Origin of the sequence: Natrinema sp. DC36, from assembly GCF_020405225.1 — an archaeon.
Classification (GTDB): domain Archaea; phylum Halobacteriota; class Halobacteria; order Halobacteriales; family Natrialbaceae; genus Natrinema.
This window is the reverse complement of the sequence record NZ_CP084473.1, coordinates 81,043-103,826: the sequence shown is the minus strand read 5'-3', so window position 1 is coordinate 103,826 and position 22,784 is coordinate 81,043. Positions and strand designations below refer to the sequence as shown.

Here is a 22,784-nt window from a genome sequence, read left to right as displayed (position 1 = left end):
TAAGTGAGTTGCGGTCATCGCGTCGAAATACTCATGTTGTTGTATTTTACAGTAATATACGATATGTTAGTAGAGTCGCTTCCTGAGTTTTTCATCGTGAATTTGGGGGTATTCGGTCTAATCATTACAGGATTTCTCGTCGAGAAGCACTACGTTAGCCGGCCAGCAATGTTTGCCAACGGAATTGCGTTGAACGTCTATGTATACGAGTTTCTAATGCCGCCAGAATGGTTGCTCTTATACGCCGACATCGGGATCGTCGTGAGCGGAATCGCAATTCTGTCATACGCGACGGAGACTAAACTCCCAGAAGGATATTACAACATTATCTGGTACACGTACTCCTCAATCGCCGTGGGGGTTGTAATTCTACTTACTATCTCTTCTTAGGCACCAAGAGAAGAAATACAGATTAGTATTGTATGTGTGTAGTTTGTATCTGTAGTTACTGCGAGCGCTGTGTCTGAAAACGACGGTAGTGTCGGACAGAATCTCCCCAATCACTCCCTCGAGGATCACTGAAATAACTAGATTGCTGGTGATTTTTGTCTGGAATGCAGGTAACCCGGACGGATGAATCTGCAACAGCACGGGAACCGCGACGATATGAAGGTCTGGTTCAGCCAGAACGAAGTAGAACAGTTGCTCAAGGTGGCCAACGATACCTAGCAGCGGATCGCGTTCGTACTCGGGACGCAGTGTGGACACCGCTCGCACGAAGCCTTCGAGTGAGATTTCGACGCTCGTCCTATAACTTCGAGTTAGCCTTTATCTCCGAACGCGGTCTGTTGCTGGGTCTCGATCACGGGTCGGTTGCTCATTCCATTCGAGCCTCTACCCATGACGGTGCCGACAAACAGCCCAAGACCACAGGTTCAGCCATCCTTTGCGCGGATTTCGCTGGCCCGATTTTCGAGCCGACGGAGAATCTGGACACGCCCCTGGTTCGCGTTCTCGTAGGCGATATAGGCTCGCAGCGTCTCCATGTCGTGAATTGTCGCGATACCAGCGTTGATAAGTCGGGTGTTTGGTGGTTCAAGACGCTGTTCTGGTGTGTGACCATCTGATCCGACAGATTAATCTGAAGAGTCACTCACTTCTGTCGCCTCAGCCTTCTCAAGGCGACGACAAACAGCGGCCAGTTCGTTCCCTGTCCGGCTCGACTTCAGCGACGGCTACTCACAGACACCGTCGCTGCTGCTGTCACAGCGAACACTGTTTCACTTCTGTTGCCGCTTGAGGAACTCGAGGAGCGTATCGATATCCTCGGCCGAGGCCAAAGATTGGCCGAACATGCTCTTGAACCGGTGATCGAGTCCACCCTCTTTGATGAACGCTTGTGCATCACTGAGCTGTTCCCGGAGGGCATCAGTATCTCCACGATGCAGATGCGTCTCAACCATGTTGAGGTCGATCGACGGAATTGCAGCGAGGACATCAGCGAGATCCGTTTTCCGGCCACTATGGAGCTTGGCTGCGACGAGCACTTCTCCATCAGCTGCTCGGGCGATCGTCGACCGAGTTCCGCCTGAAATCGTCGTCGGGGAACTGTGTTTGCGCAGATAGTCAAATGACCACTCTGCACCGGTCTGTCGGCAGCCGAGACCGTTCACGAGGATGTCCACACCGACCGGGTGAGGAAGCCCTTTGGCGCGCTCGAAGAGTTCAATTTCACGATTGTAGATGGTCTCTTCCGGTGGGACTTCGAGGTCAGCCTGACGTTCGAACCCGCGCGCTTCGAGGAAAGCAATGACTTCGTCGTAGTCGTCCGGGGCGATGACGAGGTCGAGATCGGTCGAGAATCGCGTCTCGAACTGACTGATCGCATACCCACCAACGAGGACGAACCCGATATCGGACTGCTCCAGTTCTTCGAGGACCTCGATGAGTGCTACACTGCGGTCTTCTTGGCTCATAATTAGGCTGGCTCCATGCGGTAGCTCGCGTCAGTGTCGACGTCGTCGTACATCCGTCCGAGCATGTCGAGTGCGGACTCGAAGGTCGCGTAGTACTCGTTTGCGAACGCCACGGTTTCCTGGAGCGGGATAACGGGCCGTCCGTCGACCATCTCGGCATCGATCGGTGACCGTGGCTCCAGAACGACCTGGATGGTGCCATCGAGGTCGTCGGCGGGCTGGCGTTCCTCCACAGTCGGGATTCCGAACCGATCGAAGAACGCCGTCCAGGCGTCAAGATCGGACTCGCGGACGGCGATGAATAGCGGATAGTCCTCTGGATCGCGAGCGACCTGATAGCCACCGCGGGTCCAGACGTAGACCGCATCGATGGCAGTGTATGCATAATCCATCCCCGCGAACTGGGGGAGGACATACGCTTCTGAAATTGACGGTGGCGAGATGTCTGCTGACGACATCAGAAACTTGAGACCGGCGTCTCGGATTGTCTGGTCGACGAGGTGGAGGCCATCATCGTACGCGACGTATCCCGCCTCTTCGATACGGTTCACGACGCGCCGAATCGTCTCCCGGTTCTCGTCGATCTTCCGTGCGACGCCGGAGATGGAATCTCCTGAATCGAGCGCGAGGATGACCTTGAGTTCCTTCTCACCACACACTTCGTACATCCTATGGTTACACAATTTTGTGCAGCAGACAAAAGAATTACTCTTCGTGTAGATCTGCTGGCTGGATCTGGCGAGCATCTTTAGCGAGGAATTGTGTGACTCTCCAGATGACTGTGGATCACTTATCCAGCTCATCGTTCTATTCGCAGGGTGCTCGTTCAATCCCCGGCACCCATCAGGGGGTGAAAAACTGGCCAACGAATATCTCTCCTTACGCCAAGTGAGACACGTCAGCACTGAGAGTTCGAGGAGCGATACGGGGTGACCACCTCGTTAACCAACGAAGCTCGACCTCATTCGTCTGTGTTGGTTAATCAGTGAGCTAATCTCTGCGCTACTCGAGAGCGGGCCCGTAGCGAGCTGTCCCACACACCTGGCACTCCCAGATTGGTTGTCCCATCCACGTCTCATCAGGGATCGATTCGTGGGTCTCGAACTGATGGTCGGTCGCCTTCCCGCAGTTCTGACAGTCGAGGTGCTCCGTCGTCGGTCCCGATGGACGCTGGCTATCAGACTCGTCCTCACCAGCAGTCTCGGTCAGCGCAATTGCTGGAACCAACCACGCCTGGTCGTCGGCGTCGTTGAGGACCTCACTGAGGCGTGACTCGTCGCGGATACCGTTTCCACACTGGTCGTAGAGCCGCGTCGGGGCCTGTTGGTCGCGCTCCGACGGTCCGTACCCACTCCACCCTGTTCGGTCGCGGGCGGCTGCGAGAAGCTGCCCACCCGCTGCTGAGGCAGTTTGTACCGCGGCGGGGACCGGAGACCATCGGTCGGCCAGCTGAGGCGCAGGCGTCTCGTCAAGGTCGTAGATGAGCGTGTAGTCGTCGACGGCCGGCTCCGCCTCGTTGGTGGTGAGGAGATTCGCAGCGGCCCCGCCCTTCGCGACGGCCCCGTAGAACGTGGTAGACTCGACGACCATGTGGACGATCCCGAGGAGCGTCGCGTCCGCCGTGTCGTCCGTACTGGCGGCTTTACGAACATATGGGGGAGACGGGCTCGGCAGGGAGCCTCAGCTCTTCGTTCAGCGTTTTGTACGCGTTCGTGACTCGTGACTCCGCGATGCGGGCCATCTCGCTGACGTCGTCCACCAACCGTGAGAGGTCGTTACACCGGCAGGCCCCGTACACGCTGGCCGCAGCGATGGCCTCGATGGATCTGCCACGAAGCAGATCCTCGTTCTGGGCACTTCGGAAGAGCTGACACGCCTGATCGCGCCCCGAGTCGTAGAGCTCGAGGGCACTCGCCAGCCGGCGAACCTCGCCCAAACCGTGTGCGAGATTCCGTTCCGCTTTCGGTCGCTAATGTCCACGGGTCTACTCACGTCGCATCCGAGCGAGCCGCCATCGCTTCTCCCCGGAGACTTCGTTTCGCTTGCCGTCGGTGCCATGACCGATTTCCGTCGACAAGCCCCGATCGTGGCGAGCAGCAGTTAGCGGGGCGCCCATTCGCTCACACTTCTCGTCGTATGCCCGCCACTCCAGCCCGTGATCGATGCGTTGTTCGTCGATGACCAGGCCACAGTCCTCGCAGACTGTTTCGACAGCGTTCGTCGTGATCTGCCCGTTGCACTCGGGACATTGGTTCGTACTCGACTCCGTACGGATGTCTTCGTCGAAGCCAGTCTCGTAGATGTCTCTGGTTGCCATCGTTCTCACCGTATTCGGGAACCCGCCAGTACGGCGAGCCCCTCACCCATTGAGGGGACGAAAGACTCTGTGCAGGACTGGCGCACCTACTGAGGGATTTGGCGTGATTGAATTACGGCGTTGTAGCCCTCAACAACGTAACGAAGGGCCCTATGAGTGACGAATACCCGCTCCGAGAGAAGGATTTAGCGGTCCTCAAGAAGATTCGGGAAGGCTATGATGATGTCCAGAAGATCACTTCCGAAACCACGTTGGAGAACCACGAGGTCAACTACTGTTTCACAAAGCTCAAGAATCTCGGACTGATCACTATCCACAAACCGGAAGGTTACACTGAGCGAGTTGTCGACCGTCAGAAACGGGTCTTCAAAGCACCGAAAAGGGTAAACCTCACTGAAGATGCAGAGCTAGTATTCCGAGACAGCGATCGAAAAACGGAGAAATATCAGGAGATGGAGTACGAGGAGTTAGTTGACCGTGTCCTTGAGCTTGAAACGCAGATGGCTCGGCTCCAACAGTCGTTTAGAGATTTGCAGGAACAGATCCGTGAAAATCGATAGATCCTACAGGGCTACTGGGGTAGTTTGTGCTGTTGACCGGTTAGTAGGGTCTGGATGGTAGAGTTCTGCTCGGAAATTAGTTCTAAAGCTTCTGTGAAGTTTTCAGCGAATTGACGGTGTTGTTCGTATATCGGCTTGTTCAATAGCTCCGGATGCTCAGTTGCGAGATCGCGAGGGTCATCCTCTAAGATACGGCGACAGAAGTATGCGATCTCCGTTATTCCTTTGAAGAATATACTTGGAGTGTTTGCAGAATTGTTCAGATTTTCGTTGCCATCTACCTCGAAGGATTGGTATTCGAAGTCCGCTGAAAGCAGTGGATCGTATCTGGATAGAACTTCTAATGGGATTTCATGGTCGCTTCTGATGATACCGATATTCCGTATGAGGCAGGGCATACAAAGCCCGCAGTTGTTATGTCCGAACCAGGATTTGTGAGGACAGGAAAGGGTTTTCTGGACTAACTCTGTGCTGGGAATTTTGTTTATGATTTCTGTTTTGGTGAGGTTGACGAACGGGTTCTTGACTTCGATGGGTTGTGGAAGAGCGTTGTCCAGTATCTTGTTGAAGTAGGTCAAGAACAGCGGTGAAACTGTTCTAGTGGTCATCCAGCCCTCTGATAGTATGAGGAACTGGGCCATAATCCCGTTTTCGAAACACCGTATTTCTTCGGTTCCATGGGCTGACGCCGCTACAGCTGCAAAGCTAAGATGAAGCAGTCCTCGAGAGAACTGTGTCGATTCACCCTTGTCGTTGTACTGTGTTCTGAAGATCCGTGAACTAACATCTGCTTGGTCCGCTATCTCTTTGGCCTTCGATCCGGCTCCGCTTCCATAGTTGACTGTAACGTGCTCCGAGTCTGTTTCTCGCCTCAGATTATGGTAGATCCCGGCTGTGCTGTCCAATCCGTCTGAAAGAAGACAAACCGCATCAAACTCACTCTGATTAGTAGATACCTCTACGGATTCTTGCTTATCGACGAGCTGGAAGTCGTACTCGATGATATCTCGAGTCATATGAGACACCATCTCCGAGTAGAGCTGTTCCATCTCTTCGGTCGCCATCTTTGGTGAGAGGACCGGGATCTGTAGTTTGATGTTCCGGGTGTTAAGCCGGCTCTCATCAAGATCCTCGTTGTCAATCTGGATTCCGCGGTCTGCCGCCTTATCAGCAGCAAACGTGATCACCGAGATCTCAACAATATCTAAAACAATATCTGGTACCCGTTCTCCGAATAGGTGATGTGTGATAGAGTGATCGTATTTGATAGACTCATCTGCCTCCGCAGGTACCCTTCTGTTATAATCCTCCTCATGAGGAAACTTGTCCTCCTTGTACGGAACAACCGCTATAACCTCTTCGTAGTCCGTCTCATCCTTTTCCCGGATCTTCGAGTCAGCCCGTTTCCGAAACTCAGGATGCCGCAGAGCGAAGTATTTCTCCGTCGTCATTCCAGGTCCTCCAGAAATGTTTCGAGAAGGGTTTCCCATTCGCCGAACTTCTCGTGTATCGCTTGATGAACGCGCTCTTCAATGTCGTCGTCTTCAAGCCGAGAGATGTCTCCGGATTCAATGACCTCGGATACGACGTCATCTTCTTTCAGATGGTCGACGAGGTCTTGAGCCCAGTGCTCACACCGTTCCAACATCTGTTCGCGTTGATCTTTGAGAAGCTGATCGCCGTCCGCACTGAGATGAAGCTGTGTTCCAATATCGTTGATTTCGTCGTCGCTAGACTTCAGTTCCTGTATTATGAAGCTAAAGATGAACTGGCGGAAGTAGACCACAAACAGGCCTTCGTTCCCATGTTCTTCGATGAACTCCTGGATGTTCTGTTCCGCCTCCTCATCGTCTACGAACGGATCTTCACTCATCGTCGTTCGAACCTTTTGTCTTCATCGCATCAGCACCGTTTGAGATAACGCTTCCAAGAGTAGCTTTCGCGGCTTCCTCTGAAGGCGTGCCAAAGTTGTTGTTTACTTCATCAACCCCTCTTCCTACTGTCTCGTTTTCAGAAGCCGCTGAAACCGCTTGCTGTGAGCTGTGAACTACTCCTCCAGAGATCTGGTTTACGATCTCTCCTTGGATAGCGCTTTTTCCGGTGGCCTCGATACCTGCTTGGATACCGTCCTGGTTCGTTGTCTGGATAAAGGTGTTTGTGTGTTTGAGGTAGGAGTAGGTCGTGACTTTTGCCGGACCGTTGGGCTGTACTGCTAAAGCTCCTGTCACAGCGATATCAACTGCGATCTGAGTTCTGTCTGATTCTAAGGCTTTGTTCATCCCCTTTTTCGCATCCTCATATCCTATATTAGATGCAGCTGAGGAACTAGCAGATGCACTTCCCATTTATATAGAAAGTTTGAAACACTAACCATAAATAGTTATTGGCCAGTGACACCAGCGCCTTGGGTTCTTCGTGTTAGTACTAAAGATTCGGTAACTACTCCGGCTTTTTGAGATCGCACCTTCTAAGATGGAGGTCCGGTGACTCTCCGCCATCCAGTTCAATCTTGTACACAAAGTTGTCTTTAGGATTTCCAGTTACCGAGCCGACGTCATCGAATTCTATACCGGTGAGATGACCTTCTTGCCGTGCTACTAGTTGTCTGGACTTAGTTCTTTGTCAAGAACAAGCTGGACCCGGTCACCGATCTTATAATCTTCTCCGATTTGTCTTCCGTCTCTACTCCTATTGTTGCCATCATGTTCCTATACAGACTATGGGGATGGAAACAAATCCATTGGGAGATCCCGGATGTATATTAGTTCCTGTCACTATATCCTGTGTAAATGATCTCGGATAAGCTGGAACAGGCTACGCTCAATCCGGAGAAGGATTATCATTTGAAGATGGAGATACGCCGGATTCTTCGATTGATTGAGTCAGATATAGATTATTCAGATATAGTTGATAACGAATTGGATTCTGTATATCCTATATTCCACTTAGATTATATGAGTGCCGAGGTTCGCTTTCTAAACATAAAACGAAGCGCAGAATGAGGGCTATGGATGGTGTGAGTTTTCAATTGCGCGGTTATTAGATGCAGTATATCTCGATGTTTCCCTCACCAGTACATCGCTACGGCTTTCGCTTCAATTCGGAATACGTTGCTACTTCCGTCTAATTCATCGATCTGGTTGCCAGCCCCAACAGTTTCTGAAGCGTCTGAGCGTAGTTGCTGACGTTTCTCATCACCAATAGGATCTAGGTCAAGCATCTCGATGAACGAATCTGTATAGGCGTTAAGCACCTTCTTTCGTTGTGCTGTTTGACTAACCTCATCGCCAACATCAACAGTTCCCAAAGCCTCTACAATCAACTGCTCCTGTTCGTCCTCAGAAACATCTTGATCGTACTCGTCTTCCAAAGATTCGGTGTACTGCTGAATATCTCGGCTCCACTGCGCAGCTGAATCAGTGGACCAGTCGGTAAAATTCTGAATTTCAGATAATTGGTTCCTTATATCTTGGAGTCCTCGTTCGAATTCCCGGTTCAAATTCTCCGCCGCCGGCTCTGAGAGACTATTAATCGCACGAGTCACCTTCAACGGATACCAACGATCAATATCCACATCTTCCACTCTACAGTAGACCACGAACCGGTCATTGTTGAATAAGGTCTGTATCGGATCAACCCACAGACTATCCAAATTAAGCAGTGTAACAATCTCAAGATCTTCTGCGTCCACCTTCTCGTCGCTATCAAGTTCAGCGCTGCGTTTGATCGTCTTCCCGTCTTCTTCGTCGACAACTTTGTAATCAACAGCCTTGCCGACAACCGGAATACGATTGCCAAGACTGCTGCCGATCAGCTCCAGCATTTCTTCGATATCAGAATCAATTTGGTCTTCGAACGCGTCAGCGAAGTAATCAATTGCCCGATATAACCTGAACAAGAGATTTGCGGAAATATTCACCCGAAGTTCGACTACATCACCACGAGTCAACTCAGAGGTTGCAAGTCCTGAAAATGGGTCGTCTACAGATTCATCTTCTTTCGGTATCTGATCTAGTGACAGCTTCTTCTCCACTACATCGCTCCTGTACAACCTAGTAAACTTTGACTGAATCAAGTCGTAGTTCCGAGTCTCAACTGTCGTCCTTTGATGCTCACTTTCCTCTGAAACCTTCGCATTGACAGAGGCCGAGCCAGCAGATATCGAACCGCCTACACTAGACCCAGAACGTCGCCTTCGCATCTCCTCATCGACCGTCTCAGAAACAATACCGCCCTCACCAGTAGACGCTAAGAGACTCCTTACACTGATTTCGTCCAGATAAACGAATTCTCGGAGATCGTCAAATTGGCTATTAGCAAGCCATCGCTGTAGCCGTGACACCACTGAATACATTCTTTGACGGATTTTTAGACGGGTCATTCCCGCTGCCTCACCTCCTTTATCTGCTGGCGTTTAACCTCCCTTTGCTCATCAAACCTTTCGAAAGCGATCATGAAGTCCTCGTGATGAACTTCTGGCCGGTCTTCTTTGACCGCTATGAGTCCGGATTTCTTTACTATGGATTCAAGGTCGGCACCCGACCATCCACGAGTCCGCTCCGCGATATCCTGGAAATCCACGGATGAGGAAATAGGCATATTCTGTGAGTGGACTTTTAGAATATCTCTTCGTTCTCCGGCGTCAGGCAGGCTGAATTCAATCTCCTCGTCAAATCGTCCTGGTCGTCGCACCGCTGGATCAATTATCTCGACCAAGTTGGTTGCACCGATCACTACGATGTCTCCTCGATCCTCTAACCCGTCTAGCTCACTCAGAAACTGTGCAACGATCCGGCGTTCCGTCTCATCGGCACGATCCCGGCGTGGTACGACGCTGTCGATCTCGTCGATGAATACTACTGCGGGTTCGTCTTCTTCCTCTGCCTTCTGTTTGGCAGCTTCGAAGACATCTCGGATCTGGCGTTCGCTCTCTCCGTAATATTTGCTCACAATTTCTGGTCCACCGATATGGAAGAATGAGTCGGAAGATCCCCATTCGTTGGCAGCTGCCTTTGCCATCATGGTTTTCCCGGTGCCTGGAGGCCCGTAGAACAGGATTCCGAACCGACCTTCAAGATCGAATTCAGCCATCTTGTCGGGCTTTTCCATTGGAAGGCTCACTGCCTCTGTAAGCCGGTCTTTTGCGTCCTGTAACCCGATCACATCGTCAAATATGACATCTTCGATATTTTCAGGTTGGTATAAGCTCCTTTGCTCGGTTTCTTCTTGCTCATCTTCGTTGTCAGATCCCAGGTTCAGGTTGATTGCGTCTACTTCGAGATCTGGCTTGGGCGTGATCTCGATGGGTTCCTCGCTTAAGACCTGAGAGAATGTTTGAGAAGGTGTTATTGCGATAGTGTATCCTTTCTCTATGGTTTCATCGGGACGATTGATTTCGACGAGTCCGTTTTCGGTTCTTACTGCAATGGTCTGGTTGAAGACGGCTTCTACAACCCCGACAGTTCTGCCTCGGTCGTAGCCTCCTTTCTTGACGACTTCTACGGCTTTGTCCCTGTCAAGGACGGTCTCTTCAACTTCGACAATATCACCGACTTCGGCATCGTCCGTATGATTAGATACGGTGGCTGACCCGGAACCGTCTATATAACCTACAATAAGGTCGCCACTGTCGGCTATTTCATTAACGAGGGCCAGCTTCCCGTCACTCATGTTATAACCTGGTGACTCATACTTTCTTGAATCTACTTAATGAATGCTCACAGATTCCTATTGTCGATCAGTAGACTCGATAGAAGCAACCCTTCGTAGCCACCGCCGTGTCGGTGGTAGCATAGTCTTGAAGACAAATTGGTCACTTTCCCTACTATGGGCAGTTCGGGAGGCGGATTGAAAGAGCGGGTCAGAGAGTGTGTGGATGATTTCGTTGAAACCGTTCGTGAGGAGCAGGATTTCGTCCCTAAACTCCGAATTGCTGCAGGAGATCGGATGGACAGGAAAGAGAAGATCATCGATGAGCCTTCCCGGATCATTACGTTCTATTCCTCACGCCAGCAGGAGTTCTTCGAAGAGACTGCAGAGTGGATGCACGAGACCGGAAACGGATTTGGTCTTAACGAGCCTGCGGACCCTGATGATGAAGACGTTGTATTTCTCGGCGCACCGGAGGACTATGAACCCCCTGAGGAACCTAATCTATTCTCCTACGTTAACGCGCTTTTCAACTTCGCTGGCACAGTGATGGATTATTCGGGCGGCTACGTGGTCACGGATGGAGGGTTCGATCGGGCATTCGAGGAACACTGGCTTACGAAGTACGAGACCGGGCTGGAAACCTTTGAGATCATCATTCCACTTCACCTATTCAATATTCCACGAGACGACGAGGCAGTTATCGAATTATCGCCAGAATTTGAACTCCGTCGAAGACGTCACAATTACTATCGAGTTGAATCGCTTAAGATCTGCCCTATTACTGATCCAGAAAGACGGGGTGTCCATACATCCTCCGCAGGTGGAGGGGAGCGGTTCAATCTCAACCCTGTTGACGCCTGTAAGTACAAAATCTATGCAGAGATAGCGGCACGAGAACCTGAAGGCACTCTCTATGACCCGGGGGAAGAAATTGGAGAGCGGTTAGCGACTGCACTGCGGCTTTTTGACCCCGACCCAGAAACAGGAGACCTGATAGTTGGCACATCCTTCCGACAAGAACCCAGTTGGCTTGAATTCAGAGAGGGGGTTCCCGACTTCACAGTAATCGGAGACGCGCATAAAGACCGAACACAACGGCAAGAAGCATTCCTACTGTATCCAGACTCTGTTGATGAATTCACCGAGTTTTGGGGACGTCACTGTCAACGGATTCGTCTTGATAGGGACGGTCAGTTCACGCGTTCAATTCAGCGCTTCAATGAGATCTGGTCGAAGCGGTTCTACGAAGATCAGCTCCTTGACTGTCTAATTGGGCTTGAGGGACTTCTTCTCCAAGGGGTTGGATCGGGGGGCTCGATTACCCTCCGACTCAAACTACGTGGAGGCCAGATATTGCACGATAGGCTACCCTACGAACGAGAGTACATCCAAAAGTTTCTACAGGATATCTACTCACTCAGGGGGGATATTGTGCACGAGAATCAGTATCTTGCGGATGTTTTGGAGCGGAATAGTCGTTTAAAGGTGCTAGACGAGAAGTTCGACCATCCGAAAGACGTGGTAGCTGAAGCGCGCCGTTTCATGGGCGCTTCTGTCGTCGCTTATATGGACTTGACTGAGGAGACAGGACTGAGTATTGACGAGATCGGCGAGCTGATGGATGAAGCAGCCCTTGGTGTGGACTCGTCTGAGTTATTCGGCTAACTCTTGGATTTACTTAGAGGGTTTTGAGTCACGAAATGAGTCACCACGTCGTATTAGAACCGGATATTCTCACCATTCGGATCTTGGGTTCCACACCTGTGTTGCTGTATTCGTTCTGGCAATCCCACTTTCCCACAGATTGGACACTCCTGTAACGGCGTTGGCGGCAGGTCGCCCCAGACATCCAACGCGGCCGCCAACTGTGCCTCGACGGCCGGAGAGGTGGTCGCTCGTTTCGCCTCTTGAAGATGAATTCGAAGTCGCTTACGGGTTGTAAGAGTGGTTTCCTTGGACATACTTCGTTGAGGACACGCTATCGCTGTGCCCTCCGCCCCCTTGGAGGGCAGAAAAACCTACTCTCCACGGTGATTACGGGACCATCGACGTTCACTAGTTGAGCCTTCGAGAACACCGGATCTGAGTTACACATTTTAGTCTCGAGGTGACCGGTTCATATCCAGCCTAAGCGGCGAGACTCGTTCCCATAGGCGATGATGCTGAACGCAAACCGTCACGAGATTCTCAAGCCGGTTGGCCTGCTTGAAGTCCACATTGTCGTGTCTGTCTTCGAATGAGCGGAGCGGCTGGATATGATGGGCGTGCAGCCCCTTCCCGAACGCCTCACGATGGGCAGTCTGTGACCAGTCACAACCTGGTGTTTGACAAACGTAGCTGTCTCGCTCAAGCGCCTTCGCCCGCTGAGCCTTCCAGTTCGGCCCGTAGTATCGTCGCTCATCCTTTGAGTCCGCTTTCCAGTTGCCGTTGGCAGGGCCTGATGGACGACCAACTGGCTCGTGGCCAGCAGATCGAACTGCGGCCTGCCAGCCGTCCCATCGATCAAAATAGCACCGACAAGAAAACCGACCGTACTCGTCCATATCGGTCGCTGTTGGGACCTTCCCCAGTGCCTCGACAAGCGTCCGGATTTCATCGAGGAGAATATCCTCGGGGATTCGGTGTTCGAACTGTGGCTCAAACCCAGCAGCTGCTAGTGCCTCATTCCAACTCCCAAACAAATTTTGTGCAAGGCTAACGGAGAAATCCCCTCGTGCACGGTACTCTGGTGACGTCGGTGGACGTCCAAGTTTTGTTGCGATCGTTCGGATGTCCTCTTTGACTTCCGCTGGCGGAATGTCGTATCTGATGTTCGGTGATAATCCGATTTCTCGTAGTGCATCTCCCCAAGTACCGAACCGTTGCCTTATACAAGCCGCAGAATACGCACCCTGTTCGTCCATCATCTTCATTGTCGGTGCCCGCTCCGAGACGTTCGCCAGCCGCCGAAGTTCCGCTAGTAATTCTTCGCGGCTGATCTTGAGCTGATGCGCTCGTTTGTGACCGCCCTTTGCTCCTGGTGTTTCGAACTCGGCTCCACAAATCTCACACGTATACACTCGCTTCTCTGATTCCATCGAAGATCAGGACGCCGACAGTAGATTAGCGCCTCACCGCTCTCGGCGCAGAAAAAAATTCCTCTCGTCTTTCTTTCGATAAGGGTCTTAGCAGATCCTTGACTGCGGAACAAGGTCGTGGCTGCGCGCGCAGCGAAGCGAGCACGGAGCGGAGGGTGGGGCGGTGGGGTCTGGGTCGGTCCGGCACGTAGCAAAAAAGAGGGTACGACGACTGGCTATTCCCACCACCGACTGCGCTCAGGGAAATGTACGGTGCTCCACCCGGTGAGCGCTATGGAAACGCGCCCGTTGTACCAGTTCTTCGCAGCCCCGTGAATGCGAACTCGTTCGCCTTCTTCGATCCAGGGTTGGTCACTTGCGACCCACGACGTCAGCTTCGTTTTCCCACTGTCGTCCTCGATGAGTCCGACTTGCTGAATTGCTGGCGAGTTGCTCTCCCACAGCTGCGTCACGGTACCTTCGATACTCACCTCCTTGCGATTGACGTCCTCGAGCTTCCCGATGGGAACCACCTGCCCCGGCGCCGTTTGCAACTCCTCGAACACCCTGACGACCGCACTCATCAAGTCTTTCCCACTGATTACGGCTTCACCCAGTCGCCGGCCAATCGCCGCTCGCGACCAGCCATCCAGCTTCTCCGCCAGCCGCATCGACTGCTTGTTCACCGCCGCCAACTGCTCCTGCGTCAGTTCTGCACGAGGGTCGTCCCGCTCTGGGTCCTCCCACGGGTCCACGCTCGCCGCCCGCTTCTGAAACTCTGCACGCCGCTCAGCACTCCGCTTCGCTGCGATGTCTCGCGTACGCTTTTCCCGACCTTCTTGCGTCCCCATCTCCGCTTGGGCACTGATGCGCTCCAGTTCAGCTTCCCGCGCCCGAATGCGCTCTTCCTGTTCGAGGGTCGCACCATAGATCCGCTCTTCACTCGTGTCGACCATCCCGTCCGGGTGGTTCGCATCGACTTTTGCTTGCACCTCCATCTGCACCGTCGCTTGGAACTCCGGCGTCTCATCGACGACCTCGAAGCCCTCTTCATCGACCGCCGCTTCGCCCGCTTTTTCGAATGCCTGTTCATCGACCGAAACTACTTGACTGGTAACGTTCTTACTTGACATTGGAACTCAACCTAGTTCCGAAGGCGCTCACGCGCCCGACACCGCGATGCTCCTACATCGCGGTTCTTCGACGACAACGCCCGACAGAACCATCTATGCGCTCTCGCTCGCGCCTTCGTGAGCGCCCCTGGGGCGCGAGCGAGAGCGCGCCAAAGGAAGGTCACCCAACCAGAACCGCGCGCCGATCCGCCCGGAGTAAGCGTCCAGCGGGATATGCCCGCTCGTGTCCGGTCCGATGCGCGGGACCGTGTCCAGGGCAACTGTCGTCGAGAACGCGCGCCGCCGTGTGGCGCGCGACAGCGCAGGCGGCACAAAGCGCTGGAACGCGAAAGCCCGCAAGGGGCGCAACCGACGGGGATACCCGCTGGCGCCGAGGGCACATGCATTTCAGCCCGGAACGGGCGCGGGCGGTGCGGAGAGCGCCCGCACGCCCGGAATGGTCGGTCGCGAGCGACGCGGAGGGCGGCAGCGGCGAGCGGGGCGGGCCGTAACAAAGAACCTGTTCAACCGGGCTTGACGCTCAGTCACACAGCCGATATCCTGGTTGACTCAGAAAGGGCGAGGCCGTTTCGGTCGTCCCCCGACCCCGCAAGCACCACAGGCACGAGGAGCGCAGCGTGGGTCGCGGGATGCCGAGCGGCCGAGGGCTTTCTATCCGTTCTCGGCCACCGCTAACCGTCTCGACGGAAGCATTATCCTGCACCGTCACGAACGACATAGTATGCACCACACACCGCCGGTGCAACAGGTGAACGTACGGACGATGAGCGCTTGCTCTGTTCTTTCGTAGTTGGTAGCGGCGCCGGCGGGTGTATCGCCTTCTCATCGTGCAGCGACGCCACTTTCACCGAGACAAATGCAGACCACCGAGTACGAACTCCGCGATCGAATCGACCAGCTCACAAACTACCGTGGCGAGGGCACCGAGCTCATCACCGTGGCCGTCCCGCCAGACAAATCACTCCATGCGGTCCGTGAGCGCATCGACCGCGAATATGCACAGGCTGCGAACATCAAATCCGATCAGACACGAACTCACGTCCAGGACGCTCTCGGACGCATCCGACGCCTCCTCCAAGCGTACGAAGAGACCCCACCAAGCGGCCTCGTCATCTACGCTGGTGTCGTCGACGGTGAGCTGCAGGACGCCGTCTTCGACGATCTCGACGTCCCCGTCGACGTCTCGCTGTACCGCTGTGCGGCTGAATTCGAGACCGCCCCCGTCGAGCAGGCGCTCACCCCGTCAGAGGTGTACGGTCTGGTCGTTCTCGAACGGGGCCGTGCCGCCCTTGGTCGCCTCGCTGGCGAGCGCATCGTTTCCAGTCGGACCTTCGAGAGTCAAGTGATGGGAAAATCCCGTGCTGGCGGTCAGAGTGCGCAGCGATTCGAACGTGAGCGCGACCGCCAGAAACACGAGTTCTTCGAGCAGGTCGCCGACGCTGCCGAGCAGACGTTCCTCGATGAGCCCACTGTCGATGGCGTCATCCTCGGCGGGACGACGATCACCGTCGACGAGTTCCAGCAGGATGACTATCTCCACCACGAGTTGCGGGACCACATACTAGGCGTCTATCCGATTGAGTACGCGACCAAGCAGGGTCTCTCGCAGCTCGTTGAGCGTGCCGAGGACGTACTGTCTGATGCTGAGCGCCGACGGGAACGGGAAGCTCTCGATCGATTCTTCGTGGCGCTGGGACAGGGTGGAGATGTCGCCTACGGAGCTGATGAAACGCAAACCGCCCTCGACTATGGAGCAGTCGACGTCCTTCTCGTTTCAGACGCACGGCCACCAGCGGAGATTCGTGAGATGGAGGCAGCGACGACCGACCAAGGCGGTGAGTGTCTCGTTGTGTCGACTGACACAGATCGAGGTGCTCAGTTCGATACTGCATTCGGGGGCCTTGGAGCGCTCCTCCGGTTCCGTATCAACTAAGCCGAGTAGTATTGGACTGTTCTAGCGTCCCAGTGTACGGATCTGAAGGCAGTCATCGATCGCGCAGACAAGCTCGAGCGGCCATAAACCAGGTGGGTTCGATGGCGCCAGTAGCAGCTATGCCGTTTGTCGACTGGAGCGGAGATTGAAGCTAGCGGGTGGCGGGCCAGCCTTCCATAACGCTGGGAAGTTTGTGAGGTGGGTCAACAAGGGGAACCAATGGGTGCGACGCTGTGAGCGGTCACGCGTCAGCCACTTCGTTAACGAAGTCCTCGTCCAACTGCTGTTTCAACACCCACAGGTTCGCCGCCGCTTCGGCGCCGACGAGCTGTGTGAGCTGGTCGATGGTAATTTCGTCATCGTAGTAAGTGGCCGCGATCTCTTGGGTGTCCGCGTCCTCGTCGGTCATCGACCACGCACCCACTTGCGAGCGGCCGTGAACTGAACTGGATCGGTGTCGCTAGCCGCAGCCATCTCGTTTATATTCTGGCGCTGATCGTCTTCGAATTCATGTGAGTTCAGCATAGTAGTTCTCCTCTCCAAGCTTATTGACGTATACTGGTTGCTCCGTCGATAGCCACGGAAGCACTGAGTAATCGTGACGAATTACTCGTCTTCGAGTGCTGCATAGATCTCCGCGTGGCGGCGTCCGTCAAGCTGCCCCATCTCGAGGGCGATCTCGCGACGTTCGGCATCGCTCTCGGCCGCCTGATACCGCTCGTAAAGCTGGCGGACCTCGTCGTCAACCGCCGTCGAGGAATCGGTGCTGGACGCCATTGTTCTGTTGAGTATACTCTGTGTGTCCCTTTATCAGTTGCGACGAGCACAGGCCCGGAAGTAGATGACTGCAGTCTCTATGTCGACCGCGGCTTCGTCAGTTGCGAAGCGGTGCAAAAGGGCCCTGATTTCATCACTGTACTCGAACCTGTACCCGTTCGTCATATAGAAAACGACCACCGTTCGGAGCGCTGTTCGTTTGTTCCCATCGACGAATGGATGCTCCGCAACGAGCAGTCGCATCAGATGGACAGCTTTGTCATGGATCGTCTCGGGCACCTCCCCGAAAAACCCCTCCGAGATATACTGCAACGCTGAGGAAATCACGTCTTCTGACCGAACTCCTGGTTCCGTGGTGTCGCCTTCTGCCACGATCTGGTCGTGGAGATCCAGAATAAGTTCGACAGAGGGATACGCGAGATCGTCAGTCACGTATCCGACTTTCTCACGCCGCCCGTTAACCGTTTCTCAACCGTCGAGATCAGGTCTCATCGTCGATTGTGTGGGATGGCCTAGTTATCGGTTATCTCCGTCAGTGGTGTTGACAGTCATCGAGTCACCGTCGTCGATGTCCAACTCATCGAGCGACGCCCCTTCTGCCTCGATGTCGTAGTGCTCGTGGACGACGGGCCGGAGCGCCTGCAGAATAATCTCCGCAGCCAGCGCCGAGATGTCCAGCTCCTCCGCCATCAGCCGGTGGGTTACCTCGCCGCGCTCCCGAGCAACCGCGTAGGTGAGCGCCGTTGCGAGGCCGGCGACGCCGTGGCGGTCGATGTAGGTGTCGATGTCGGCGCTCGTCTCGCGGCGGCCAACTGCATCGATGAACGCCGGCGTGATCGTGTACTCGCGGTCGCCGGCAGCCGTCGTCACGGTCAGGTCAATCTCCCGGGCGACGTATCGCCGGGGCTGTTCGTCGTCGGTGACGTCGATGACGCCGGCGTCGACGAGCCGGTTGACGTAGCTGTAGGCGGTCCCCTGGGCGAGCTCGAGGTCGTCCATCACGTCTTGGACGGTCGCCTCGCCCTCCCGGGTGAGATACGCGTACAGCTGGGCGAGCTGTGGCTCTTCGAGGAGATCGGCGACCGAGAGGAAGTTCCGGACGATGTCGCCGTCGGTGCGATTAGGAGTACGTGACACGGGTCGTTCTTGATTACAGTTTACAGCGAACCAGTAAAGGGTGTTGGGGTCACTCCGCCGGCGTTGTGACGAGGTACTAGGCGGCGAGTAGGGGTCGAGTGAAGGAATTCAGTTAGCACAGCGTTAACCAACACTGTGTAGGAAACAGTCCGGAGTGTTGGTTAATTCAGTCGCTCTTCTGCAGAACTGTCGAAGAGGACCAAGCCCCGGGGGAGAGACAGGGATCTACCTTCGACGAGCGGATACGCTACGTACGGCGACCTAGTCTCCACCGTTGCGGTGCTCAGAATCGAGCCGAGCATACGCGTCTGCAGTAGCGCTCAGTTTGGTGAGTGACCTGTCGAGCATCAGTGGCTCAGGAAGTTGTACGTCGATCTCTCTCAGAGTCTGTTCGGCCTCGAGGAGTACCTCATGCAGATCGTCGACGGGAATCTGACCACCATCCACGGCGCCACGTTTTGGGTGACATCTCTGATCACCGTACGCCGAGTCGGGAACCAGATCGTCGACACCGGGAGCTTGGTCGAACTCAGGGACGTCCTGTGGATCGGCTCGTCTGGCGTCATCGGTCGATCACCTCGACGTCAGGATTTGCACCAGTTGGACCAGCGACCGTTTTCGCCCGCTCGAGTTCACGGCACTCTCTCTCTGGGCCTGCCGTTCGAGAGCGTCTGTCCGACGACAGCGGTCAATTCTCTCGTCGTCGACGATATCGTCGTCATCGATCGTGAAACGCTTGCCACGGTGGTCGATCTGCTCGAGCATCAGGCTACAGCCTCCTGAGCCGCGTCTCGAGCGTCCGCCTGCAGGTGTTTGTACCGGACTTCACAATTGTCCGAGCAGAACTGGCCAGCGGATCCTGCCCAATCACGAATGAGTGCCGAACAACTCGACATTCGACACGCGTTGCGCTCGGTCATCTGCCGATACCTCGCTCCAGGTATCGGGTCGTTTCCGCGTCTGGCGACGCTGTTGCTACATCAGTTGTTCGCATGGATTGCTGCGGTGGGCTTCAGTCGAACCCCCGCACCCCTCCTGGGGCGATAAACCATCTCGAGCGAACGACCAGTTCAACCCGCAGTTTATCAGTAGATAGTAGTTCGGTCTCTTTATTCAGAAAATTCCTGAAACCGAATCGGGCGATTCGGTAACTACAGTGGGGCTTACAATATGATATCGGATGGATAGCAAACACTATCCTCAATGGAACCCGACAAAATGGACGACCTCACAGGATTCCAACGCGACTTGTTGTATGTCATCGCAGGCGCAGACCAACCATCAGGCCAGGACGTCAAAGAAGAAGTTGAACAGTACTACAACGCCGATATCAATCATGGACGGCTCTATCCCAATCTCGATACGCTCGTCAACAAGGAGTTGGTTGAGAAAGGACAACTCGACAGGCGAACGAACTACTACGCAATTGCAGATAAGGGGGAGGAGACGATTGAGGACAGACAGAAGTGGAAGGAACAGTTTATCGATTAGATAACAGAGACCTCGTAGTAGTCGGTATACTTCACGAGATCACAGTTCTGGAACCCGTTTGCAATTGATCCATCGACACAGACATCATCAGAGACTGTGAGGAGAGGGAGTTCTTCTTTCGCGTCTTCACTCAGTTCGTCGTAGTGGCATACTTGGGAGTCTGAGGGGACAGTGTCAACCGGTTCGAGCGTGAGTCTTGGACTCATACTACACAGTATCAATTGGAACGTCTTCAATATTTCTACGATGATAATCAATGAACGTCTATTTAGATGGGGCATTTGGATCGTATAACCCTCCAATTGTTCACCTCTCAATTGATGATAGAACCTAGACGATCGAGTTTCCGTATGCTGGATACACTGTTACGGTTGAACTTGACGACGAATTCACTATTCTGATCGAGTAGTTATCAGGAGATAGTAGCATGCTCTCTCTATTTTTAGAATGAATCGTAAAACCCGCGATAAGTACAGCCCCTGTGCTGAACGACAACTACCTAAAACAGCGAGAGAGTCCCGCCGTTTACGGCGTTGACGAGACGCGAAGCGTCTCGTTCGCACATCAGAACGCTTCGCGTTCTGAGGACGGGAGTGAATCGCGCCACTCGACTACGCGAACCACCGGTTACTCCCCAGATGGAGTCTCCAAGTCGTCAGCGGCGTGGATCAACATCCCTCGCCACGTCAGACCGTGTTCGTTTTTCACGCGTTTGATGCGCTCGTACTGTTCGTCGTCAGGGACTTCGATGTTAACGTGGTTCGACACAGTGTCTACGAGAATCCGTAGGTTTATGTTAGTTACGCTCGTACACAGAAGTAGCGATGAAGCGCACCAACGAGTTCGAAGTAGTTCCCCAGTCCGACGAGGACGAGGAGTTGCTTCATCGACTGTTGGACGCTTCAGCCGCTCTCTGGAACGAGATCAATTATCAGCGCCGTACCAATTTCGACGACCCGGATGGCGACGTTTGGGAGATCGACGAGTACCGCGGTCGGTACGGCGGTACGCTCGGCGCGTCGACTGTTCAGCAGATCGAACGAAAGAACCGCGAAGCGTGGCGCTCGTTCTTCGCACTCAGAGAAAAGGACGAAGCCAACGGCAAGCCCGGCTTCTGGGGCAACCAAGACGAGGGACGCGACCTGCGAACGTACATCCGAAACACCTCGTACTCGGTCGAATGGGGCGAACACTCCCGTCTCGAACTTCTTGTCGGCCAAGACCTGAAAGAGGAGTACGGTCTTGGATACCGCGAGCGTCTCCGGCTCAAGGTTCGCGGCGAACCCAATTGGAAAGAGTACGACAAACAGGGCCGGTTGGAACTGTATTACGACGATGTGAGCGAGACATTCAGGGCTTTTCAGCCAGTCACTATCGACAATTCTCGACTGGCACACCCACTGGCGGACGAAACCGCCGCTCTGGACATCGGCGCAAACAATATCGTCGCCTGTACGGTTTCGACTGGCGAACAGTACCTGTACGAAGGTCGCGACCTGTTCAAGCGGTTCCGCGAGAATACGCAACGGATCGCAGAACTGCAATCGAAGCTCCGCGAAGGCCGGTACAGTTCGAAGCAAATCAACTCACTGTATCGACGCCGGACGCGACGGCGCAACCACGCAATGGACGAGATCGCTCGCGACTTGATCGAACGGCTGTACGACGAGGGCGTTTCGACAGTGTATGTCGGCGATCTTACCGACGTACTTGAGACGCACTGGTCGGTTCGGACGAACGCCAAGTTGCACAACTTCTGGGCGTTCCGGCGGTTCATCAAGCGGCTCAGTTGCACCGGCGAGGAGTACGGTATCACCGTCGAGATTCGAACGGAAGCATGGACCTCACAGACGTGTCCGAACTGCGGTTCGACCGAGGACACGACGCGACACCAGGACACGTTGACCTGCACCTGCGGCTTCGAGGGCCACGCAGACCTTTCGGCAAGCGAGACGTTCCTGAGGCGGCACGAAACAGACGTAGCACGGCCGATGGCACGGCCTGTGTGCCTCAAGTGGGACAGTCACGAATGGCTGGAGTCACCACGCTCTCCCCGTTCCAACGAGGAGCACACGAACCCGCAAGTTGCCTCCGTGGACTCGGCATAGCCGAGACTCCCAGCGCGAGGAAACCCCGGCGTAAACGCCGGGGAGGATGTCATGTGTGCCTACCTAACGGTTCGTTCGTGAGTGATCGCGCTGATGAATATAATCTCTGGGCCGTGCCTAACCACGTGAATTCAGGGACGAGAAGATCACCAGACCGGGTCTCGTCACTGGATCTCTCTCTGACCACAGGGGCTACAGGCCACACAAGACTAATATCTGATGCATGATGTCGAACAATATGAAGTTCTCATATGTTTCTCTCGTTTGTGTTATAGCAAGTCTCACAATCAACGGTGCGATTAGCGCCGTCACAAATACAGCAACATTATTGGCAGTGACCCCCGCTGGAATCGCGATCTACCTCATTGTAGGATTCGGTGGGCCGCAGGCCTTCCTCGGTCAACAAACCGATTCCAGTATGCAACTAGGAACAGGTGTCCTCACAATTATCCTAGGATTGATTTCACTGGGTTTAGGTGCCTTAGGGAGCGGGATATTGACAGAATGGGGATTAGGCTTTATCAATCTCCTCACCCTTCTGGGCATTGGTATGATCTGGGCAAGCATTTGGGGATTCGAAGAAGGATATTCCTCAATAGCATGATGGTATCTTGACCTCCGTATTCAGCATGTAATTCTATTATCTCTTGGATAGATCGCTCATTGCTCCGTTACCTCTTGACCTGTACTGAATGATGCTTTCA

The 22,784-nt window shown here is 54.2% G+C and carries 21 protein-coding genes and 5 pseudogenes; 7 read left to right on the top strand and 19 right to left on the bottom strand.

All coding sequences use genetic code 11. The features are described from left to right. Nucleotides 1–63 precede the first annotated feature (63 nt). Nucleotides 64–390: a hypothetical protein gene (locus tag LDH74_RS21585; RefSeq protein WP_226042817.1), complete on the top strand. Its 327-nt coding sequence runs from the start codon at nucleotides 64–66 to the stop codon at nucleotides 388–390. Between the two features lie 485 nt (nucleotides 391–875). On the opposite strand, the pseudogene LDH74_RS21580 reads toward LDH74_RS21585, so the two are convergent. From LDH74_RS21580 to LDH74_RS21560, 5 genes and pseudogenes are all read right to left on the bottom strand, one after another. Continuing rightward, nucleotides 876–1,097, bottom strand: a pseudogene (locus LDH74_RS21580) (hypothetical protein). 123 nt (nucleotides 1,098–1,220) lie between these two features. Further along, nucleotides 1,221–1,916: a nucleotidyltransferase family protein gene (locus tag LDH74_RS21575; RefSeq protein ID WP_226042816.1), complete on the bottom strand. Its 696-nt coding sequence runs from the start codon at nucleotides 1,914–1,916 to the stop codon at nucleotides 1,221–1,223. Nucleotides 1,917–1,918: 2 nt separating this feature from the next. Beyond that, nucleotides 1,919–2,584, bottom strand: a complete 666-nt coding sequence (locus LDH74_RS21570; protein ID WP_226042815.1) for an RNA polymerase subunit sigma-70 — start codon at nucleotides 2,582–2,584, stop codon at nucleotides 1,919–1,921. A gap of 334 nt (nucleotides 2,585–2,918) precedes the next feature. Continuing rightward, nucleotides 2,919–3,551, bottom strand: a pseudogene (locus tag LDH74_RS21565) (hypothetical protein); the annotation flags it as partial. A 19-nt stretch (nucleotides 3,552–3,570) separates the two neighbouring features. Continuing rightward, nucleotides 3,571–4,233: pseudogene (locus tag LDH74_RS21560) on the bottom strand (transcription initiation factor IIB family protein); the annotation flags it as partial. Between the two features lie 152 nt (nucleotides 4,234–4,385). On the opposite strand from LDH74_RS21560, the gene LDH74_RS21555 reads away from it, so the two are divergent. Beyond that, nucleotides 4,386–4,793, top strand: a complete 408-nt coding sequence (locus tag LDH74_RS21555) for a hypothetical protein (protein WP_226042814.1) — start codon at nucleotides 4,386–4,388, stop codon at nucleotides 4,791–4,793. A gap of 11 nt (nucleotides 4,794–4,804) precedes the next feature. Here LDH74_RS21555 and LDH74_RS21550 read toward each other — a convergent pair whose 3' ends face one another. The 5 genes from LDH74_RS21550 to LDH74_RS21530 form a co-directional block, all read right to left on the bottom strand. Continuing rightward, entirely contained in the window at nucleotides 4,805–6,244 is a 1,440-nt protein-coding gene (locus tag LDH74_RS21550; RefSeq protein WP_226042813.1) for a 7-cyano-7-deazaguanine synthase, read from the bottom strand. Then, nucleotides 6,241–6,666 (bottom strand): hypothetical protein, encoded by a 426-nt coding sequence (locus tag LDH74_RS21545; protein WP_226042812.1) that lies wholly within the window; start codon nucleotides 6,664–6,666, stop codon nucleotides 6,241–6,243. The genes LDH74_RS21550 and LDH74_RS21545 overlap by 4 nt, the downstream gene beginning before the upstream one ends. Further along, nucleotides 6,659–7,138, bottom strand: a complete 480-nt coding sequence (locus tag LDH74_RS21540; protein WP_226042811.1) for a hypothetical protein — start codon at nucleotides 7,136–7,138, stop codon at nucleotides 6,659–6,661. Before LDH74_RS21540 ends, LDH74_RS21545 begins: the two co-directional genes overlap by 8 nt. A 722-nt stretch (nucleotides 7,139–7,860) precedes the next feature. After that, nucleotides 7,861–8,826 carry a hypothetical protein gene (locus LDH74_RS21535; protein WP_226042810.1) on the bottom strand — a complete coding sequence of 322 codons (966 nt, stop codon included), beginning with the start codon at nucleotides 8,824–8,826 and terminating at the stop codon, nucleotides 7,861–7,863. 344 nt (nucleotides 8,827–9,170) lie between these two features. Beyond that, nucleotides 9,171–10,463, bottom strand: coding sequence for an ATP-binding protein (locus LDH74_RS21530; protein WP_226042809.1), 1,293 nt, complete (start codon nucleotides 10,461–10,463; stop codon nucleotides 9,171–9,173). A 156-nt stretch (nucleotides 10,464–10,619) separates the two neighbouring features. Here LDH74_RS21530 and LDH74_RS21525 point away from each other — a divergent pair, with 156 nt between their 5' ends. Beyond that, nucleotides 10,620–12,110 (top strand): HEPN domain-containing protein, encoded by a 1,491-nt coding sequence (locus tag LDH74_RS21525; RefSeq protein WP_226042808.1) that lies wholly within the window; start codon nucleotides 10,620–10,622, stop codon nucleotides 12,108–12,110. 431 nt (nucleotides 12,111–12,541) lie between these two features. Here the strand turns inward: LDH74_RS21525 and LDH74_RS21520 are convergent, their stop codons facing one another. Both LDH74_RS21520 and LDH74_RS21515 read right to left on the bottom strand, forming a co-directional pair. After that, nucleotides 12,542–13,522, bottom strand: a complete 981-nt coding sequence (locus tag LDH74_RS21520) for an HNH endonuclease (RefSeq protein ID WP_226042807.1) — start codon at nucleotides 13,520–13,522, stop codon at nucleotides 12,542–12,544. A 215-nt stretch (nucleotides 13,523–13,737) separates the two neighbouring features. Next, nucleotides 13,738–14,634, bottom strand: coding sequence for a DNA-binding protein (locus LDH74_RS21515; RefSeq protein WP_226042806.1), 897 nt, complete (start codon nucleotides 14,632–14,634; stop codon nucleotides 13,738–13,740). 856 nt (nucleotides 14,635–15,490) lie between these two features. On the opposite strand from LDH74_RS21515, the gene prf1 reads away from it, so the two are divergent. After that, a complete protein-coding gene (gene prf1 / locus LDH74_RS21510) occupies nucleotides 15,491–16,567 on the top strand; it encodes a peptide chain release factor aRF-1 (protein ID WP_226042805.1) in 1,077 nt (358 codons plus the stop codon). Between the two features lie 241 nt (nucleotides 16,568–16,808). Here prf1 and LDH74_RS21505 read toward each other — a convergent pair. From LDH74_RS21505 to LDH74_RS21485, 5 genes and pseudogenes are all read right to left on the bottom strand, one after another. Then, a pseudogene (locus tag LDH74_RS21505) lies at nucleotides 16,809–17,023 on the bottom strand (hypothetical protein); the annotation flags it as partial. A 150-nt stretch (nucleotides 17,024–17,173) separates the two neighbouring features. Next, nucleotides 17,174–17,344: a hypothetical protein gene (locus LDH74_RS21500; RefSeq protein WP_226042804.1), complete on the bottom strand. Its 171-nt coding sequence runs from the start codon at nucleotides 17,342–17,344 to the stop codon at nucleotides 17,174–17,176. A gap of 33 nt (nucleotides 17,345–17,377) precedes the next feature. Further along, nucleotides 17,378–17,776 carry a type II toxin-antitoxin system death-on-curing family toxin gene (locus LDH74_RS21495; RefSeq protein WP_226042803.1) on the bottom strand — a complete coding sequence of 133 codons (399 nt, stop codon included), beginning with the start codon at nucleotides 17,774–17,776 and terminating at the stop codon, nucleotides 17,378–17,380. A gap of 84 nt (nucleotides 17,777–17,860) precedes the next feature. Then, nucleotides 17,861–18,481, bottom strand: coding sequence for a helix-turn-helix domain-containing protein (locus LDH74_RS21490; RefSeq protein WP_226042802.1), 621 nt, complete (start codon nucleotides 18,479–18,481; stop codon nucleotides 17,861–17,863). Between the two features lie 562 nt (nucleotides 18,482–19,043). Next, nucleotides 19,044–19,246, bottom strand: a pseudogene (locus LDH74_RS21485) (hypothetical protein). Between the two features lie 453 nt (nucleotides 19,247–19,699). On the opposite strand from LDH74_RS21485, the gene LDH74_RS21480 reads away from it, so the two are divergent. Then, the gene (locus LDH74_RS21480; protein ID WP_226042866.1) at nucleotides 19,700–19,972 is read left to right on the top strand and encodes a helix-turn-helix transcriptional regulator; all 273 of its coding nucleotides are present in this window, start codon (nucleotides 19,700–19,702) and stop codon (nucleotides 19,970–19,972) included. Here LDH74_RS21480 and LDH74_RS21475 read toward each other — a convergent pair. Next, nucleotides 19,969–20,178 (bottom strand): hypothetical protein, encoded by a 210-nt coding sequence (locus LDH74_RS21475; protein ID WP_226042801.1) that lies wholly within the window; start codon nucleotides 20,176–20,178, stop codon nucleotides 19,969–19,971. The genes LDH74_RS21480 and LDH74_RS21475 overlap by 4 nt on opposite strands. Nucleotides 20,179–20,599: 421 nt before the next feature. Next, a complete protein-coding gene (locus LDH74_RS21470) occupies nucleotides 20,600–20,740 on the bottom strand; it encodes a hypothetical protein (RefSeq protein ID WP_226042800.1) in 141 nt (46 codons plus the stop codon). Between the two features lie 56 nt (nucleotides 20,741–20,796). Here LDH74_RS21470 and LDH74_RS21465 point away from each other — a divergent pair, with 56 nt between their 5' ends. Both LDH74_RS21465 and LDH74_RS21460 read left to right on the top strand, forming a co-directional pair. Further along, nucleotides 20,797–22,080, top strand: coding sequence for a transposase (locus LDH74_RS21465; RefSeq protein ID WP_226042799.1), 1,284 nt, complete (start codon nucleotides 20,797–20,799; stop codon nucleotides 22,078–22,080). A gap of 238 nt (nucleotides 22,081–22,318) precedes the next feature. Further along, nucleotides 22,319–22,684, top strand: coding sequence for a hypothetical protein (locus tag LDH74_RS21460; protein WP_226042798.1), 366 nt, complete (start codon nucleotides 22,319–22,321; stop codon nucleotides 22,682–22,684). Nucleotides 22,685–22,784: the final 100 nt, after the last annotated feature.

Coding starts and splice junctions, on each gene's coding strand:
- LDH74_RS21585 (WP_226042817.1), top strand. CDS start 64: ATGTTAGTAGAGTCGCTTCCTGAGTTTTTCATCGTGAATTTGGGGGTA.
- LDH74_RS21500 (WP_226042804.1), bottom strand. CDS start 17,344: ATGGCGTCCAGCACCGATTCCTCGACGGCGGTTGACGACGAGGTCCGC.
- LDH74_RS21465 (WP_226042799.1), top strand. CDS start 20,797: ATGAAGCGCACCAACGAGTTCGAAGTAGTTCCCCAGTCCGACGAGGAC.
- LDH74_RS21460 (WP_226042798.1), top strand. CDS start 22,319: ATGAAGTTCTCATATGTTTCTCTCGTTTGTGTTATAGCAAGTCTCACA.
- LDH74_RS21575 (WP_226042816.1), bottom strand. CDS start 1,916: ATGAGCCAAGAAGACCGCAGTGTAGCACTCATCGAGGTCCTCGAAGAA.
- LDH74_RS21550 (WP_226042813.1), bottom strand. CDS start 6,244: ATGACGACGGAGAAATACTTCGCTCTGCGGCATCCTGAGTTTCGGAAA.
- LDH74_RS21530 (WP_226042809.1), bottom strand. CDS start 10,463: ATGAGTGACGGGAAGCTGGCCCTCGTTAATGAAATAGCCGACAGTGGC.
- LDH74_RS21520 (WP_226042807.1), bottom strand. CDS start 13,522: ATGGAATCAGAGAAGCGAGTGTATACGTGTGAGATTTGTGGAGCCGAG.
- prf1 (WP_226042805.1), top strand. CDS start 15,491: ATGCAGACCACCGAGTACGAACTCCGCGATCGAATCGACCAGCTCACA.
- LDH74_RS21545 (WP_226042812.1), bottom strand. CDS start 6,666: ATGAGTGAAGATCCGTTCGTAGACGATGAGGAGGCGGAACAGAACATC.
- LDH74_RS21480 (WP_226042866.1), top strand. CDS start 19,700: ATGGACGACCTCACAGGATTCCAACGCGACTTGTTGTATGTCATCGCA.
- LDH74_RS21570 (WP_226042815.1), bottom strand. CDS start 2,584: ATGTACGAAGTGTGTGGTGAGAAGGAACTCAAGGTCATCCTCGCGCTC.
- LDH74_RS21475 (WP_226042801.1), bottom strand. CDS start 20,178: ATGAGTCCAAGACTCACGCTCGAACCGGTTGACACTGTCCCCTCAGAC.
- LDH74_RS21525 (WP_226042808.1), top strand. CDS start 10,620: ATGGGCAGTTCGGGAGGCGGATTGAAAGAGCGGGTCAGAGAGTGTGTG.
- LDH74_RS21555 (WP_226042814.1), top strand. CDS start 4,386: ATGAGTGACGAATACCCGCTCCGAGAGAAGGATTTAGCGGTCCTCAAG.
- LDH74_RS21515 (WP_226042806.1), bottom strand. CDS start 14,634: ATGTCAAGTAAGAACGTTACCAGTCAAGTAGTTTCGGTCGATGAACAG.
- LDH74_RS21540 (WP_226042811.1), bottom strand. CDS start 7,138: ATGGGAAGTGCATCTGCTAGTTCCTCAGCTGCATCTAATATAGGATAT.